This is a genomic window from Rossellomorea vietnamensis, from assembly GCF_008180615.1.
GTDB classification, from domain to species: Bacteria; Bacillota; Bacilli; order Bacillales; family Bacillaceae_B; genus Rossellomorea; species Rossellomorea vietnamensis_D.
The window spans coordinates 11,571-27,610 of the sequence record NZ_VTEH01000019.1 but is presented as its reverse complement, the minus strand read 5'-3'; the positions used below and the strand labels follow the sequence as shown (position 1 = coordinate 27,610).

The window sequence follows — 16,040 nt, the reverse complement described above, 5'->3', positions numbered from 1 at the left end:
CATGAAAATTAACACAAAGAGGAGAGCTGCAAGCTTGAAATTCAATAAAAATGAAAAACTCAGCATCTACAATGGAATTGCTTCCACTGTGTCCACAAATGCTGTAAATGGATATATCCCGCTGTTTGCCATTGGTGTCCTGGGTGCGAGCAATACGCAAATGGGACTGATCACTTCTCTTCCCTCCATTATCGGAATGCTAGCCTTGATTCCAGGGGCCATGTGGCTGAACCGGGTAAAAAGCAAGAAGAAATTTGCTGTTGCATCTACTTTGTCAACCAGACTATTGTTCATGCTCATCTTATTTGTTCCATTTCTGTCTCCGCAATTTGCACCTTGGGCTCTTGTTGCACTGATTGCGCTTTTGAACTTTCCAGGGGCGCTGTCCGGTCTGTCCTGGCAGTCAATGATCGGCGATCTGGTCCCTGAAGAACGACGAGGCGGATTTTTCAGTTCCAGGAACCGATGGACGACCATTACCGCGATGATTGTAACCTTTTCTACAGGATTCTTTTTAGAACAATTCAATGAAAACAGCGTGTTTCCTTATCAAATCCTGTTTATCGCCGGTTTCGGTTTTGCACTAATGGAAGTGTATTACTTGATGAAGCATAAAGAAGAGACGGCAGAGCATACTGCCTTAGAAGTAAAAGAAGTAGTAGAGAAGAAGAAGTTTTCAATGGACGTGTTCAAGCACAAGCCCTATGTTGCCTTCATCATTTGCGCACTCCTATTTAACTTTGGAGCACAAATGGGCTGGTCCATCTTCAGCATTTATCAAATCCGTGAAGCCCATGCCACAGCCCTCTGGTTCAGCATGTTTTCAGTGACCAACCAGCTTTCCCAAATTGTCAGTATCAAGTGGTGGGCGAAGTATGCGGACAAATACGGCAACACGATGCTGTTATTCGTGGCAGCGGCCGGTATGGCTACAGCTCCTGCTTTGATGATCGTTTCGACGAACTTATACTATATCACTTTCATAAATCTTTGGATTGGAATTTTCGTAGCTGGAACAAACCTTCTGCTTTTCAACCAGCTGCTGAATTCTTCGCCTCAGAAACAGCTGACGACCTATATCGCCAATTATAACTTTTTACTTGCGATCATCGGGTTTCTCGCGCCGCAATTCGGGGTCCTGCTCCTGAACCAATTCGGGATGCAGAGTGCTATGCTTTCCACCTCCCTGGTACGGATGTTGGGAGCACTGGCCTTCCTGTTCGTGGCTTTGAAAATGCTTGCCCGCCAGCGTGCCCACTCTGGTGACAGTCACAACCCGAAAAATGTCGAATTGGCACCTTAAGGATCAAAAGCGGAAGCGCCTTGATCAGCCCCGACAGGCAAATGTTCCAAAGAGAAAAATGGCGGGTTTTCCTTTTATTCTCTTTGGGTTATTTGACCCCGAGGGGCTAGGCGCTGCAGCTGGACGGATCAAAAGCGGAAGCGCCTTGATCAGCCCCGACAGGCAAATGTTCCAAAGAGAAAAAAGGCGGGTTTTCCTTTTGGGTTATTTGACCCCGAGGGGCTAGGCGCTGCAGCTGGACGGATCAAAGCGGAAGCGCCTTGTTCAGCCCCGACAGGCAAATGTTCCAAAGAGAAAAAAAGGCGGGTTTTCCTTTTATTCTCTTTGGGTTCCCCTTACAAGTAAATCCGGTATAGTTTATCGCTTATTCTCAACAAGTTACACCTTCTACCCCGAACCAAAACAAAAAGCACACCCTTCAGTGCACTTTTCGTCCGTCATTCTATTCGACATAAACCGGGGCGTGACTGTCACCGGTTTTGAAGATGCTGTATGAATGCATTAAGCTTTTCTTTACTTTGCAGGCTGCGGTTGCAAGCCTGGCTGTCCTGGCAGATGTAGTTTCCGCGATTTCTATACGTCCCATTGGCAGCAGCTTTCGATTCGGTGATGAACATCCCGATTTCTCCAATGGAATTGCATATTGTGCAGACTCCTTTTTGACTGTGATTCTTGAAGGTTCCCCTCATTCCAATCAGCTTGCCGTTATCCTCTGTGACAAGGTATTTCCGCTCCTGCCCAATGTCATTCCAGCCTAAGTAAGTGACCTCCCTTAGGTCTACATTCTCAAGATCGGGGAGCTTCAGCTTCTTTACTTTTGGGAACAGTTTTAGCAGTGTTTTGTCAGACACTTCCCGAAAAGGTATGACAAAGGGTATTAGCTTAGCAAGATAATTCTCTGCATCCTGCTTATCTTTAATAGAGGCAATCGAACTCAGCAAATCGTGTTCTTCCTCTGAAGGAGCAGGCAGCAGGCTCAATACCTTTTCCAATGTGACAGCTTTGAGTGCTTTCATGACACCAGGATCATTTGCGTTTACATGACCATTGATCAGCACTTTCGTTTGTGCTTTTATAAAGTTGAATTGATCATTCCTAATAAAGGGCTTCATCATTATTACTCCTTTAAACTCTTCCTTTTACGATACTTCTATTATATCCAGGAATCTCCGGCAAGGATATGCCGGGAATGCCCTTAAACAGAATTCGCCATAAAAAGGGAAGCTCCCCCTGGAAAACGTACTAAGGCGAAACACTGGATGCCAATGCTTACCATCAATTATTTAGAGTATACAATCTTCTTAATGGTTTCCGAAGAAAGAAAATAATCTTCTGCAAGTCTATCAATTCTGCATCCGTTTTTGAATGCCTCTTTAATCCTTGCGTTCCGCTCTTCAATCATTTTCCTACCTCCTGAACGTGAACCCCACTTTTGATAAGAAGATTTTTGCTTCGGGATATAGATGGTTTTTCCCTGCACGTACTTCTGGATTTCCTTAAGTAAATGTTCAGGTAAAACATGTTGAGTTTTTACTGCTTTCATTTCAGCCAGCTCCTTATTATTTTTTTATAAAAAGAAAAATAAGGTGCAAAGCCGGTTCAATCAGAAACGTGAAAGCATGGTTGGGCGATTGTCTAAATTATATTCACCCCATGCAAAGTATCGCCTTCCTGATACCAGGCTTTGCATGAGTCGCTGCTGATTCTGACAAGGAATGGAATCTCGTCATGTAGTACCACCTCCTCAACCCTTTAGGTATGATAATATATGGTTTTTATTATAAAAGAATTTTTGCTTCTCCGCATTCCAAAAAAGTATTAATCCTTTTCAAATGTCCATCCTAACTGGCATAAGTACAATTGAAAAGTTTCATTTCTCACGTAAAGGGGAAAGAGATTTTAAAGGAATAATTTAAATGGAGAGGTATTTTATGGTAAAAACCAAGTTAGAAAAAACTATTTCTAGTTATATTGGCCGTCTGCTCAGAGACCATTTCGGCCGCGGACCCGGAAACGTCGTATGTACGGTATCCGGCCCCTATGTGGTTACTCAGTTCTCGGACTTTCTGTCACCTATGGAGCAATCCCTTATGGATAGTGATCAGACGGTTTATGTTGAAAAAACTAGAGACTTAATGATGGAAACATTAACGAAGGAAGTTACATCTTTTATCGAATTAAATACAGAAGGCCGTGTGGCTGAATTTTATTATGATTGGAACCTTACAGATAAGACAGGTATGATGATTGCAGTTCTCACAGCTCCTGATAAAGAACATCCTCTGCCGGAAATCAATGATTATAAAAACAGCGGCGCTCTAATTGAGGATATCATTCAAATCACCACCGCTGTACAAAAACCACCGGAGGAAACATATTCTATCATGCAGAACCCCCGCACCCTTCTTATCGTTCGAAAGGGGATTTTTATCCTCCTCGAAAAGGAGCTGATTCGCCTCGGGTTTCACGAAACACTCCGGATAACCAAGCGTAATTTGGAAAAAAGGTTCCTCTTTGAATATAAAGAAAGATTTGAAGAGCATTTAGATGCGGAACTGAAGGACATCTTTGTGGACTGGGACTTTGATGGTGATAAAAGCTTCATCCTCTTACATTTGAAGCCCTCTTAAAAAGTCTTTGATAAGTAGTACCTCTCATGGTATTATATAAAATATCAATCGCAACCAATAATGAGTTTCTGATAGCAATGAATGGGCATGGAACCGGACATAAGTCAGAAGAGAGGGATCCCGCCTTCTTTTCTGACTTTTTTAATTTCCATATATTGTAATTAACTAAATTATTGTTAAAAAGGATGAGGATAGACCAGAATGAACATCAATGACTTCTCTCAGAAAGAACAAGAAATCTTGTCTTGCTTAGATAACTATGTTGAAAAAGCACGTCAGCAAAGTGATCAGCCCGTAACAATTAGAAAGACCGACATTGAGGACCATGTGGAATCTGTGGCAGAAAGGCTGAACATCCCTTACGAGAAAAACTCTACCTCTGTCCAGACCTACTACACTTTCTTTCTGGATGAGCAGAAAGTTCAAGCTGAAATCTTTTATCGCTATCAGAGCTATTATACAAGGCACAGCATAAAAAAGATCATCTAGGCACAAAAGCGGAAGCGCCTTGTTCAGCCCCGACAGGCAAATATTCCCCGGAGAAAAAAAGGCGGTTTTTCCTTTTATTCTCCGGGGGTTATTTGACCCCGAGGGGCTAAGTCCGTTCCAGTGGGTACGGACCCTCAGGCGCTGCAGCTGGACGGCACAGAAGCGGAGGCGCCTCGATCAGCCCCGACAGGCAAATATTCTCCGGAGAAAATAAGCGGTTTTTCCTTTTATTCTCTGAGAGTTATTTGACCCCGAGGGGCTAAGTCCGTTCCAGTGGGTACGGACCCTCAGGCGCTGCAGCTGGACGGCCCAGAAGCGGAAGCGCCTCGATCAGCCCCGACAGGCAAATGTTCTCAAGAAAAAAATGCTGCCTGATTTTCGACCTGCCTTATAATAAAAGCAGTGGCAGCCTGCTGAGCTCAGTGAGAAAATGCTCCTAAGAGATTCAGCTCTATTCGGCTCATTTAATCTATTCGTTAGTAGTTGTCCACGCAGGTGTGACTAATAAATTTCCTCAAGAAACACAAACCCCCTTTCCAATTTCGGAAAGGGGCTTTTTTTTATTTATTGAGCTGCTCTAAAAGCTTCTCAATCGGCGCATGGTCCTCAGGTGACTCGTCTATATGGCTCCAGATGATTTCACCATTTTCATCGAAGATCCAGGAACCTCCCTGGATGTAAACATCCTGTGTTTTAAGGGACTTCTGTACCACTTTTTTCTGCCCCTCATCCTCAGGCAGAAACGCTTTCTTACCACCTTTCAAGAAGGCCTTCCCCGCCAATGCAAGGAGTTTCCACTTCGCCATGGATTTATGTCCCATACTTTTATACAAGGACCGCTTGGGATCTCCATATATTTCGAAAGGATATGGACCGAATTCTCTCGTGAACTGTTCAAGCAAAGATTGATTAGATGGGGTTATGGCAATAACCTGTGCCCCTCCGGCGGTTAATTGCTGGTGATGCTCACGCAACTGCGCGAGAAAGTCTCTGCAAACCGGTCAGCCCGGGTGCCTGACAAATATGACCAGGCTCTTTTGACCCTCTATGACTTCTTCAAAACTGCGGTCTTCGCCGAAAGGATTTTGAAGTATGTTCGTCATTCTTTCACCCTCTTTTCATTAGATGATTCTATCATAACAATCTTGAGGATAAAATCCATTTTAAACGTTTGGGTGTTAATACCCCGACAGCGCTTTAACACATTCCAGCACGAAAAGGGACTGTCCCTCTTCGTGCGGTGAAGCACTAAAGCTATAAAGCCAAAAAGTCTTTGACATAAATCCAATAATAAGGTAAATTACATAATGTACGAACATTTATTAATCAATATCAAAATAATATTCGTTTTTAGGAGTGTTACTCATGGATAATGTGTTTGATTATGAAGATATTCAATTAATTCCTGCAAAATGTGTAGTGAACAGTCGCTCGGAATGTGATACGACCGTAACATTAGGCGGCCATACGTTTAAACTGCCAGTTGTTCCTGCGAACATGCAGACAATAATAGATGAGAAGATTGCAATTTACTTAGCGGAGAATGGATATTTCTATATAATGCACCGCTTTAAGCCAGAAGAACGGCTGACTTTTATCAGGGATATGCATTCCCGCGAGCTGATTGCTTCTATCAGTGTCGGCGTTAAAGAAGATGAATATGGATTTGTAGAACAACTAGCTTCTGAAGGAATCACCCCTGAATTCATAACCATTGATATTGCTCATGGACACTCGAATGCAGTCATTAAGATGATCAAGCACATTAAGAAACACCTTCCAGACAGCTTTGTCATTGCTGGAAACGTCGGTACACCTGAAGCTGTAAGAGAATTAGAACATGCCGGTGCAGACGCTACAAAAGTGGGAATCGGGCCTGGAAAGGTATGTATCACAAAAATTAAAACTGGCTTTGGTACAGGAGGCTGGCAGTTGGCAGCTCTCCGCTGGTGTGCGAAAGCAGCAAGCAAACCTATCATAGCCGACGGCGGTATCCGTACGCATGGAGATATTGCAAAGTCTGTCCGTTTTGGAGCTTCCATGGTCATGATTGGCTCCCTATTTGCCGGCCACGAGGAATCACCTGGCGAAACAGTTGATAGAGACGGAAAATTTTATAAAGAATACTTTGGTTCCGCATCAGAATTCCAAAAAGGCGAAAAGAAAAATGTAGAAGGCAAGAAAATGTTCGTGGAGCATAAAGGAGCATTGATGGATACCCTGACAGAGATGGAGCAGGATCTTCAGTCATCTATTTCCTATGCAGGCGGCACCAATTTAGATGCAATCCGCCATGTGGATTATGTGGTCGTAAAAAATTCGATCTTCAATGGAGATAAAGTGTACTAAACATAAATAAAACCGGGCTTTGGTGTTCCACCATTGCCCGGTTTTTTATTGATCTGCACTTCTAATTGCTATTCTTCCGGAATACCCTGCCTCCGACTATTTTCGAGGACAACTGACATAGAAGCATTCCGATAAGCGCAGCGGCCAGGATGTACACCCCTGCGAAAATCTGCAGTGTCCCGGAAGCCAGTCCCGCAATGATAACCGAGAATTCTCCCCTCGGTGCCAGAGTAAAGCCAGTTTCCAACGATTCCTGCTTATTCAGTCCGTACCACTGTCCGCCTATATAACCGACAATCAGTTTATGGAATATCGACCAGATCAGGATGGCAGAAAGAAGCCCAAAGGCCGGAATATCACTAGTAAATTCAAGTGAAATCCCGAAATTCAGGAAGAAGAATGGCAGAAATAAGTTCCTGACAGGGAGTGCCACCTCCTGGATCTTGTCTTTAAAATTGGTGCCTGCAAACATAAGGCCGGCAAGGAATGCCCCGATTACCTCTGATAAATCGAGCAGCAGAGCAAAGCCGCCGTACGCCAAAGCAATTCCTAAAATATACACAAGCAGATAATCTTCATGCAGAAATTTTTCAATAAGGGTATACGCCTTTTTCTGGATGAATCGGCTGATGGCAACCGCCAGCCCTACAAGCAATGCGACTTTCAAGAAAATAAATAGAAAGTCCAATATACTTAACCCTTCTCCCCCGCTCAGGCCAATAAGGATAGTAATAAGGATAGGAGCCACCATATCCTCAAATATCAACAGGGTAAGAACATATCCCGATTCTTTCCTGTCCAGTTTCTTATTGTGTTCAAGAAGTTTAAGAGTAATTGAAGAGCTGGTCGCATAAACCAATCCCCCTATCAAAAGGGAATTAAATAGCCCTTGTCCGAACAAGGCACTGATTCCGGCTGTTACCCCGACACCCAGGGCCAAATCCAATAGGCCCGGCTTCCATACCTTCTTTCCTTTCGCAGCAATTTCCTTCAATGGATACTTCATCCCAAGAAGAAAGAACAACAGGATCAAACCGATTTCTCCTGCAACCTCTATCGTCTTGACATCTTCAAGCAGTCCGGCAAGTGAAATGCCTGCACCCAGCAGAATATATATGACAATATCAGGTATGCGCAGTGCCTTGTTTCCAAAGTACGCAGTAATAAATAGCACTAACAGAAATAAACCAAGAAATAACGGCAGATTCACAAACGGCACACCCTCTCATCCAATAAACATTTTAAGTATTCTACTATACCCGTATCTTTTGAAATCTAAGCATAGTATAAATTGGCACTCTGTAAACAAATTTCAAATTGTAAGAGGAGTTTTAGAAAAGAGCCAAGAAAAAAGAAGCTTAAAGGCATATATAAGCCCTTAAGCTATCAATTAAATCTCTTTCCGGGAGAAAGGGAGAAACAGCTTTACACCTCTCTTATTAAAAGGCAGCCATTTCATATCAGCAACCAGGTGGCTCATATATCCACCGGCACCTGCCAATAAGATTCCTTCAGTCTGAAAACTGATCTGCAGGTAATAAAGAATAATAGCATAGAAAGCCACACCAAGGAGAGAGTGGGTATAGCTGCGGTGTGACACTAATGAGGCAATGATAATATAAATGCCAAATAACCAGAGCCAGTTTTCATCGAGAAAAAGTCCTCCCGTCAATGCACCCGCTCCCGCAACAGTCAATAAATGCCGCTTCTTGATAAAAACAGACACCAGCATGATTGCCAACCCGGCTGCAATCCCTCTCCACATCTCAGCATCCGTTCCTGCCCACCAGCTGTAAACAATGACCGCAATTCCTATCAACTGAGCTAATGACATCAAAAACTTATGAGACGATGTAAAGGTATTCCTCAGCTTACCGTCCACATCCAAATCGGGGACCAAACCAGATAGCCCGCCTGCTCCTATCAATAAGAGTGTCTCTTCAGGAGCTGCCTGTAAATGCTGAGCCGCCAAAAGCCCGGCTCCTGACCCAATGACCATATGAGCTGTTCCGTTCACAATTGTTCCTCTTTTCTGTTGTTATTCTTGATGGTTTCCCCATTATAGGACAACCTGCTGTCCGCGTAAAACCTTTCTTTTCTATTTTTTATGAAAACTTTGGTACTATTAAGATAATAGGAAAGAATGGAGGGACTACTATATGAAAAAACTGATTGTCGCTCAACATCTTGAAGAAAACCAGCTGGAATTGATTCAGCAGGCTGCACCTCAATGGGAAATCATCACAGGCAAGGAACCCGAACATTGGAAGAGCCATTTGAATGACGCTGAGATTATCGCAGGCTGGAAAACTTCCATGGAAGAAGCTGCACTTGAAAAAGGCTCGGCTCTCCGCTGGATACAGACATGGAGCGCTGGAATCGACAGTATGCCTTTAGATCAACTGGACTCAAATGGTATCCTCCTTACAAGCGCAAACGGAGTTCATGCTTACCCCATTTCTGAAACCATCTTTGCCATGATGCTCGGCCTGACGAGGAAAATTCATACATATATACGGAATCAGGCTCAGAAGGAATGGGCTCATTCCGGCCTCAAGCTTGAAATTCACGGAAAGACCATTGGGATCATCGGAGTCGGTGCCATCGGAAAAGAAACCGCAAAGATTGCCAAAGCCTTTGGAATGAATGTTCTCGGGGTCCGCCATTCCGGAAAAGACAGCGAGTACGTCGACCAAATGTTCAGGACCGAACAGCTTCATGATGTCCTGTCCCGCTGTGATTATGTTGTTAACACTGTGCCACTCACTCCAGATACCCGCGGCATGTTTGGCAGGAGCGAATTCGAAGCCATGAAGGATTCTGCTTTTCTGATTAATATCGGCCGTGGTGAAACGGTTAAGGAACACGAATTGATACAAGCCCTGAATGCCAAAGAGATCGCAGGAGCCGGCCTGGATGTGTTCGAAACAGAACCTTTGGAAAAAGACAGCCCGCTTTGGGAGATGGAAAATGTCATCCTTTCCCCCCACACTGCCGGCTCGACAGAGTTTTATAATAAGAGGGTCATTGAAGACATCTTCATCCCCAATTTAAAAGAATATATCTCCGGCAATCCCCCGCCTGTCAATTTAGTCGATTACAGGAAAGGGTATTGAATCCCTTAGAGGGGAAAAAGGGCATACCTATCAGCTGATAGGTATGCCCTTTGCTTTTTTTCTGAACCTTACTATATTCCTTATAAAAAAGCTGGCAGGTTGGAATTAACCCAGGGGCAGGAGAATATCTTCGGTCACGAGAGATCTTTTTCCGTTGAGATATGTATGATGGTGCGCGCACTTCGGTCGCGAGAGATCTATTTCCGTTGAGATATGTATAATGCTGCGGGCACTTCGGTCTCGAGAGATTTATTTCCGCTGAGATATGTATGAAGCTGGGGGCACTTCGGTCACAGGAGATCCATTTGCACTGAGATATGTATGATGGTGCGGGCACTTCGGTCACGAGAGATCTTTTTCCGTTGAGATATGTATGATGTTGCAGGCACTTTGGTCACGAGAGGTGGTTTTCGCTGAGATATGTATGATGGTGGGGCTGCTTCGGTCACGAGAGGTCTATTTCTGCTGAAATATGTATAAAGTGCAGGATCAGCGAGAGCTTATTAGTCCCGTGAGGAAAATATCCCTGGAGAAAAAGCGATTTTTCCTTTTATTCTCCAGGGATTATTGCTGTACTTGGTTTCAGAAAGGCTGCCTAATTTTCAAGCCAATATTTTTTTGATCTTTTGACAAAATCAAAGCTTCCGGCCGCTTATCCTTTTAATAGTTCATATTGTTTGATGACTTCTTGTGAGATTTCACTTTCCTCATCCAGACCGCTTACCTTTTTCAGCACTCCGGCCACTCCATTCTCTTTGATCATCTCCTGTATTTCCATAGCTTGTTCATCTTCAGGGTGATCAAACAGCAAGGCAGCTGCGATAGCCTTGGCAAGGTTTGAATATGGAAGGCCCTCCTTCTGTGCCTCTGTAGTCGGGCGCACAAGTCTGTCTTCAGGGCCTAATTTACGTATTGGCGCTCGGCCTACACGAGTAACCCCATCATTTAGATAAGCGTTTTTAAAGCGCTCAATATTTTTATTGATATAAGCCAAGTGGTCCTCTTCATTAAGTCCATATTGTTTTACTAAATATGCTCCGGTTTCCTTAAGAGTCTCCTTAACTTGATCGGCAATTCCTTCGTCAGCCAGTGTTTGGTCAATGGTTTCTTTGCCTTGAAGATAACCGAAATACGCAATGACCGCATGGCCTGTATTCACCGTGAATAATTTTCTTTCAATGAAAGGAGCAAGGTCTTCTACGATCGTCATTCCTTCGACTTCCGGGAGACTTTCTTTGGCTTCCACAACCCACTCATAGTAAGGTTCTACAAGTACATCGAGAGAGTCCTGATCCTGGATCGGCACGATACGGTCAACAGCTGAATTGAAGAAATATACACGGCCATCGAGCTTAGCAATTGTCTCCTGATCAAGGTTTTCCAGAACATGCTGCTTTAGTATATCTGTGGCACCGATTTGGTTTTCACAGGCGATTACATAGAGTTTGTCATCCGTTGAAGAAACACGTTTCGATAGCCCGCGTGCAATCAGCGGGGCTATTCTCGGCAGGATATTGGGACCGATGGCAGTCGTCAAATATACTGCGTTAACAATGTGGTCAATGACCTCATCTTCCTGGCTGAGATTGTTCAAACCTGAAACATTCTCAATTAATGCCGTCTCTTTTTCTTCTGTAGCCAGGACCACATTATATTGCTTTTCTTCATTTAATTTATTTATGACACTGTCGGCAATATCCACAAAGGTTACATGATAACCAGATTGTGAAAAGAGAGCTCCAATAAACCCTCTGCCAATATTTCCAGCTCCGAAATGTACAGCTTGTTTCATGATAATCAATCCTTTACCAAGTTATTTTGTAAGTAGTCTAAAAATAGGTCTTCTAACTTCCTGCGGATCATTTCCCCATTTGCTGACGAGTAAATCATCATAGATTTTTCATCCTCGATAAGGCTGGTACTGATGAGACTCACTACTTCTTGCTCCCTATTGTTCAGGTTTTCCGGAGCAAGCATCAGGAGTACGCTTTTCATGGGCATCTCAATTCCGTCCATCCCCGTGATTATACAAGGCTCTTTCAAGTGGGCGATTTGAAATATAAGCTGCTGGATACCTTTACTTCTACAATGAAATAATCCCATATTGGTATTGGGTATCCCCAGTCCGCCTTTTCTCTCCCGCTCCCTCAATTCATGCATCACCTTATCCGTATTGTGGAGAAGTCCATCTTTCTCTGCCTGCGTTACCATGTCGCCCAGCACAGTAAAGTGGCTTCCTGTGTGTTCCATTCTGTAGAACCTGTAATTATCAAGGATGGACTCTATACTTGAATGGATCTCTTTTATCTCCTGCAGAAGACTTCTAACCTTCGGACGTTCGTCTTGATCCCTTTCCTTTTCTCTTGCAAACTGCTTCAGATACTTATCATTCCTAGTCAGTTTCTCCAAATTGTTCTGCAAATAATTGTGAATGAACTCAATGTCTTTCTCACTGAGAAGAGGGTTGACGAGAATATAATCGATGTCAGTGAAAGGAAGCCTTACCGTAGAGATGACAATGTCATAGTCTCTCATATCTGCCGATTGAAAATCTGTAAGTGATAGAATTTCAACAGAGTTAATTTCTGCTATCTCCTTTTGAATCCGGCTGGCAAGCATCTTGGAAGTTCCGATTCCTGTCGGGCAGACTACAACGGCGTTAATTCTGACTTTTTCCTCATTCATGACCAGAGCAGATCCAAAGTGCAGGACGACAAAAGCAACCTCTGCCTCTGGAAAATAAATATCCTTGAATCGATTTTCCAAACTGTTTTTAACAGCTAAAAATAAGACAGGATACTTCTTCTTTATTTCATCTGTGAGCGGATTGAACAATTCCATCTCCTGTTTCAACCGAAAGATCGAAGGTTCCATGTGTGCGATTAACCCTTGATATAAGGAAAAGTCATCTGATAAATCAATATTGAGCTTCGATGAGACATCATGTATTAAATTTTTTATGTGCTGGCCCAACAGAATACTGTCATAGTCGATTGAATCCGCAGCTTGCACCTTTGAACCTTTCAGTACAACACTCAGAAAATGCACATCACTGCTGCTGATTGGTACAGAAAGGGTTTGGATCAGTTCATCACAAATTCTATTCATCTTCCTGTATTCATTGTCATACCGAGTTTCCGTTATATCCATTTCTTCCAAGAGGAAGCCGCTTTGAATCCTTTGGATAGTTAAACATATATACACTATAAGGCCTGTGTAGTCACTGTCAGTTAATTTGGATTGTGCTTTGTCCAATACAGGATTCACCGCCTGGTCGGCGAGTAATAGATATTCAGGAGAAAAATAACCCAGAACCGTATCATTTAAATGCTGGCCTTTTTGGATTAAGTAAAGACTTTCGATAATATTTTCATAAAAATGGACCAAGAAAAAGTTAGCAAGTGCATGGCGTTTGTTTGCCTCAGTCGCAGCCACTTCCACCCCGACCCCTCTTTTTCTTGTTAGGTTAACAGAGAACTTGCTTAGCCAGAGGGCTAACTCGTCGAGATAAACAGTAAGGGTGGCTGTACTGATGCCCAGTTGATTTGCGAGCACCTGTTTTTTGAAATAAGGACCTTCATCAAGCAATGTAATCAGCAGATGCAGCTTTCTTTCCAAAGGGGTTTCATCGGTAGGAACGATATCTGTCAGCTTTTGGATCAGCCGAAAAATCTGTTCATTTCTTCCGTCGATAAATAATCCCTCATTGGTTGTTCTTTTCAACTCCAAATCGTGTTCATTCAATATTTTTTCTACTGATTTAAGATTGCGCTGTATAGTCCTCCCGCTGACATGTAAATAGTCCGAGAGAGTCGATACAGTATGTTTTCCGGATGTTCTTATGATTAAGTCAATGATGGATTTTTCCCTTGAGGTAATAAACATTCTATCCACTCATTTCTTTAAGAAGGGCTCTTTTGGTAAACTTGTTGCTATTCTATATAAATTACGAAAACTACCGCCAGAATTGAACGGAAATAACCTGATATGCAAGTAAGAAAAGAGCTGCTCTCCCTGGTTAGAGAGGAAACTGAGACTTCAGGGAAAAATCAACCACTTGGGATTTTCCCGAAAGCCTCAATTTATGCTAAAACAGCCTAAGAAGACATAAAACTTCAATAAAGCAGAACAGAAAGGCAGGTATCCCCGCCTTTCTAATTCAATGCTATTTGCTATTGATGATATCCTTCAGTTCTTTAGCAGTTTTTGCCCCAACCATCTGATCTACATTCTCCTGCTCTGAGCAGATGACGGCAATTCCAGATAGAATTTCAAGGTGAGTACCGTCTTTACCTGCAATACCAAAGATCAACTTAGCCTGTTCTCCGTCAAAGTCGACACCATTAGGTACCTGGATAACCGTGAAGCCTGACTTGATAACTGCCTTCTTGGCTTCTTCCGTTCCATGGGGGATTGCTACGTTATTCCCCATATACGTGGTTGTTATGCCCTCACGATCGATCATCGCGTCAACATAGCTGTCTTCCACATACCCGGCTTTGACTAAAGCTTCACCTGCAAAGCGGATGGCTTCTTCTTTGCTTGCGAATTCCTTGCCGATAAAAATGTTTTCCTCTAATAATAGATCATCATCCTTATCTCCATTTGGTTCTGTACCAACCGCCTCAGTTTCCGACTCTTCCACCAGCTCGGCCTGTTCTTCTGTAACCCCGTCCTGCAGGCTGGCAATCAGCTTGTCGTATTCCGGACTGGATAAGAAGTTATCGACCGAAATATGATAAGCGCTAGGAATCTTATTGACGGCTCTTGGTGTCAATTTTTCCTGTGTGATAACCACTTGCGCGTCAGATGGAATTGAACTGATTGCCGTGTTTGTTACGGAAACGTCTAACCCGGCTTCCTTCATCTTCTTGCGCAGCAGTGAAGCCCCCATAGCACTAGAGCCCATTCCGGCATCACACGCAAAAACAATTTTATTAACTTCTTCAGGAAGTGTTCCTTTATTTTCAGAAACATGCCCTGCTACAGAACTCTTCTTGCCTTTCATTTGTTCCATTTTCTTTGTTGCTTCATTGATATCTTCATCAGATGTCTTGCTTGTTTTCATGATAACCGCTGAAACCGCGAAGGAAACTGCTGCAGCTACAAGGACGGCTGCGTAGTTGGCTACATAAACCATTCCATCATTTGGTGTCACGGCTGTGATAGCAATGATACTTCCTGGTGAGGCAGGTGCTGAAAGACCTCCGCCCAATAATACCAGAGTAAATACACCGCTCATTCCCCCCAGGATGACTGAAAGGAAAAGCATTGGTTTCATCAAAATGTAAGGGAAGTAAATCTCATGGATTCCACCGAAGAAGTGAATGATTCCAGCCCCCGATGCCGACTGTTTCGCAGTTCCTCTGCCGAAGAACATGAAAGCCAGTAAGACACCAATACCTGGTCCCGGATTTGCTTCCAAGAGGAACAAGATTGACTTTCCTGTTGATTCAGATTGTTCCAGACCAATCGGCGACAAAATACCGTGGTTGATTGCATTGTTCAGGAATAGGATTTTCCCAGGTTCGATCAGAATACTAGTTAAAGGCAGCAGCCCTGCTTCAACCAGCCAGTCTACACCTGTCACAAGCACTTCTGTAAAAGCATCTACCGCTGGTCCGACACCGAGGTAAGCTAAGATAGCAAGAGCAGCCCCAAGGATCCCAGCGGAAAAATTATTGACTAGCATTTCAAACCCTGATCGGATCTTACCTTCGATCATCTGGTCAAACTTCATGATGACAAATCCACCTAATGGACCCATCAGCATTGCTCCTAAGAACATCGGAGTATCCGGTGCACCAACAATGACACCCATTGTCGCAATCGCACCAACAACTCCTCCGCGCTGATCGTAAATCAACTTACCTCCTGTATAACCGATTAATAGAGGCAGAAGGTACGTTACCATTGGTCCAACTAAATTGGCAAGGCTTTCATTTGGAAAGAAGCCTGTTGGAATGAAGAGCGCCGTAATCAATCCCCATGCTATGAAAGCCCCTATATTCGGCAGTACCATAGAGCTGAGGAAGTTACCGAACTTCTGCACTCTGACTTTTATAGTAGATTGAGCCATATATTTTCTTCCTTTCATTATTGAATAATTGCAGTGAAACCTATCTTAATCATAAATGACTGCATCAGAGGGCT

The 16,040-nt window shown here is 43.4% G+C and carries 12 protein-coding genes and 1 pseudogene; 5 read left to right on the top strand and 8 right to left on the bottom strand.

What is annotated here, in order from left to right; genetic code table 11:
- The first annotated feature begins 34 nt into the window (after positions 1–34).
- Positions 35–1,303: an MFS transporter gene (locus FZC79_RS19055; RefSeq protein WP_148948329.1), complete on the top strand. Its 1,269-nt coding sequence runs from the start codon at positions 35–37 to the stop codon at positions 1,301–1,303.
- A gap of 470 nt (positions 1,304–1,773) precedes the next feature.
- On the opposite strand, the gene FZC79_RS19050 is transcribed toward FZC79_RS19055, so the two are convergent.
- Together FZC79_RS19050 and FZC79_RS19045 are read right to left on the bottom strand one after the other, a co-directional pair.
- The gene (locus FZC79_RS19050; RefSeq protein ID WP_252183395.1) at positions 1,774–2,418 is read right to left on the bottom strand and encodes a FusB/FusC family EF-G-binding protein; all 645 of its coding nucleotides are present in this window, start codon (positions 2,416–2,418) and stop codon (positions 1,774–1,776) included.
- A 164-nt stretch (positions 2,419–2,582) separates the two neighbouring features.
- Positions 2,583–2,846: a CD3324 family protein gene (locus FZC79_RS19045; RefSeq protein ID WP_148948327.1), complete on the bottom strand. Its 264-nt coding sequence runs from the start codon at positions 2,844–2,846 to the stop codon at positions 2,583–2,585.
- 388 nt (positions 2,847–3,234) lie between these two features.
- Between FZC79_RS19045 and FZC79_RS19040 the strand changes: the two genes are divergently transcribed.
- Positions 3,235–3,933, top strand: coding sequence for a DUF2294 domain-containing protein (locus FZC79_RS19040; RefSeq protein WP_148948326.1), 699 nt, complete (start codon positions 3,235–3,237; stop codon positions 3,931–3,933).
- A 201-nt stretch (positions 3,934–4,134) separates the two neighbouring features.
- Positions 4,135–4,422, top strand: a complete 288-nt coding sequence (locus FZC79_RS19035; RefSeq protein ID WP_148948325.1) for a hypothetical protein — start codon at positions 4,135–4,137, stop codon at positions 4,420–4,422.
- Positions 4,423–4,982: 560 nt separating this feature from the next.
- On the opposite strand, the pseudogene FZC79_RS19030 reads toward FZC79_RS19035, so the two are convergent.
- Positions 4,983–5,411: pseudogene (locus FZC79_RS19030) on the bottom strand (peroxiredoxin-like family protein); the annotation flags it as partial.
- A gap of 376 nt (positions 5,412–5,787) precedes the next feature.
- On the opposite strand from FZC79_RS19030, the gene guaC reads away from it, so the two are divergent.
- Positions 5,788–6,771 (top strand): GMP reductase, encoded by a 984-nt coding sequence (guaC, locus tag FZC79_RS19025; protein ID WP_148948323.1) that lies wholly within the window; start codon positions 5,788–5,790, stop codon positions 6,769–6,771.
- A 61-nt stretch (positions 6,772–6,832) separates the two neighbouring features.
- Here the strand turns inward: guaC and FZC79_RS19020 are convergent, their stop codons facing one another.
- Positions 6,833–7,990 (bottom strand): cation:proton antiporter, encoded by a 1,158-nt coding sequence (locus FZC79_RS19020; RefSeq protein WP_252183394.1) that lies wholly within the window; start codon positions 7,988–7,990, stop codon positions 6,833–6,835.
- Between the two features lie 171 nt (positions 7,991–8,161).
- Positions 8,162–8,788, bottom strand: a complete 627-nt coding sequence (locus tag FZC79_RS19015; RefSeq protein WP_148948322.1) for a metal-dependent hydrolase — start codon at positions 8,786–8,788, stop codon at positions 8,162–8,164.
- 142 nt (positions 8,789–8,930) lie between these two features.
- On the opposite strand from FZC79_RS19015, the gene FZC79_RS19010 reads away from it, so the two are divergent.
- Complete coding sequence (locus tag FZC79_RS19010; protein WP_148948321.1) at positions 8,931–9,887, top strand: D-2-hydroxyacid dehydrogenase; 957 nt, start codon at positions 8,931–8,933, stop codon at positions 9,885–9,887.
- A 652-nt stretch (positions 9,888–10,539) separates the two neighbouring features.
- On the opposite strand, the gene FZC79_RS19005 is transcribed toward FZC79_RS19010, so the two are convergent.
- From FZC79_RS19005 to FZC79_RS18995, 3 genes are all read right to left on the bottom strand, one after another.
- Positions 10,540–11,679, bottom strand: a complete 1,140-nt coding sequence (locus FZC79_RS19005) for a mannitol-1-phosphate 5-dehydrogenase (RefSeq protein ID WP_148948320.1) — start codon at positions 11,677–11,679, stop codon at positions 10,540–10,542.
- A 5-nt stretch (positions 11,680–11,684) separates the two neighbouring features.
- Positions 11,685–13,772, bottom strand: a complete 2,088-nt coding sequence (locus FZC79_RS19000) for a BglG family transcription antiterminator (protein ID WP_148948377.1) — start codon at positions 13,770–13,772, stop codon at positions 11,685–11,687.
- A 280-nt stretch (positions 13,773–14,052) separates the two neighbouring features.
- On the bottom strand, positions 14,053–15,966 hold the full coding sequence (locus tag FZC79_RS18995; protein WP_148948319.1) for a PTS mannitol transporter subunit IICBA: 1,914 nt from the start codon (positions 15,964–15,966) through the stop codon (positions 14,053–14,055).
- Positions 15,967–16,040: the final 74 nt, after the last annotated feature.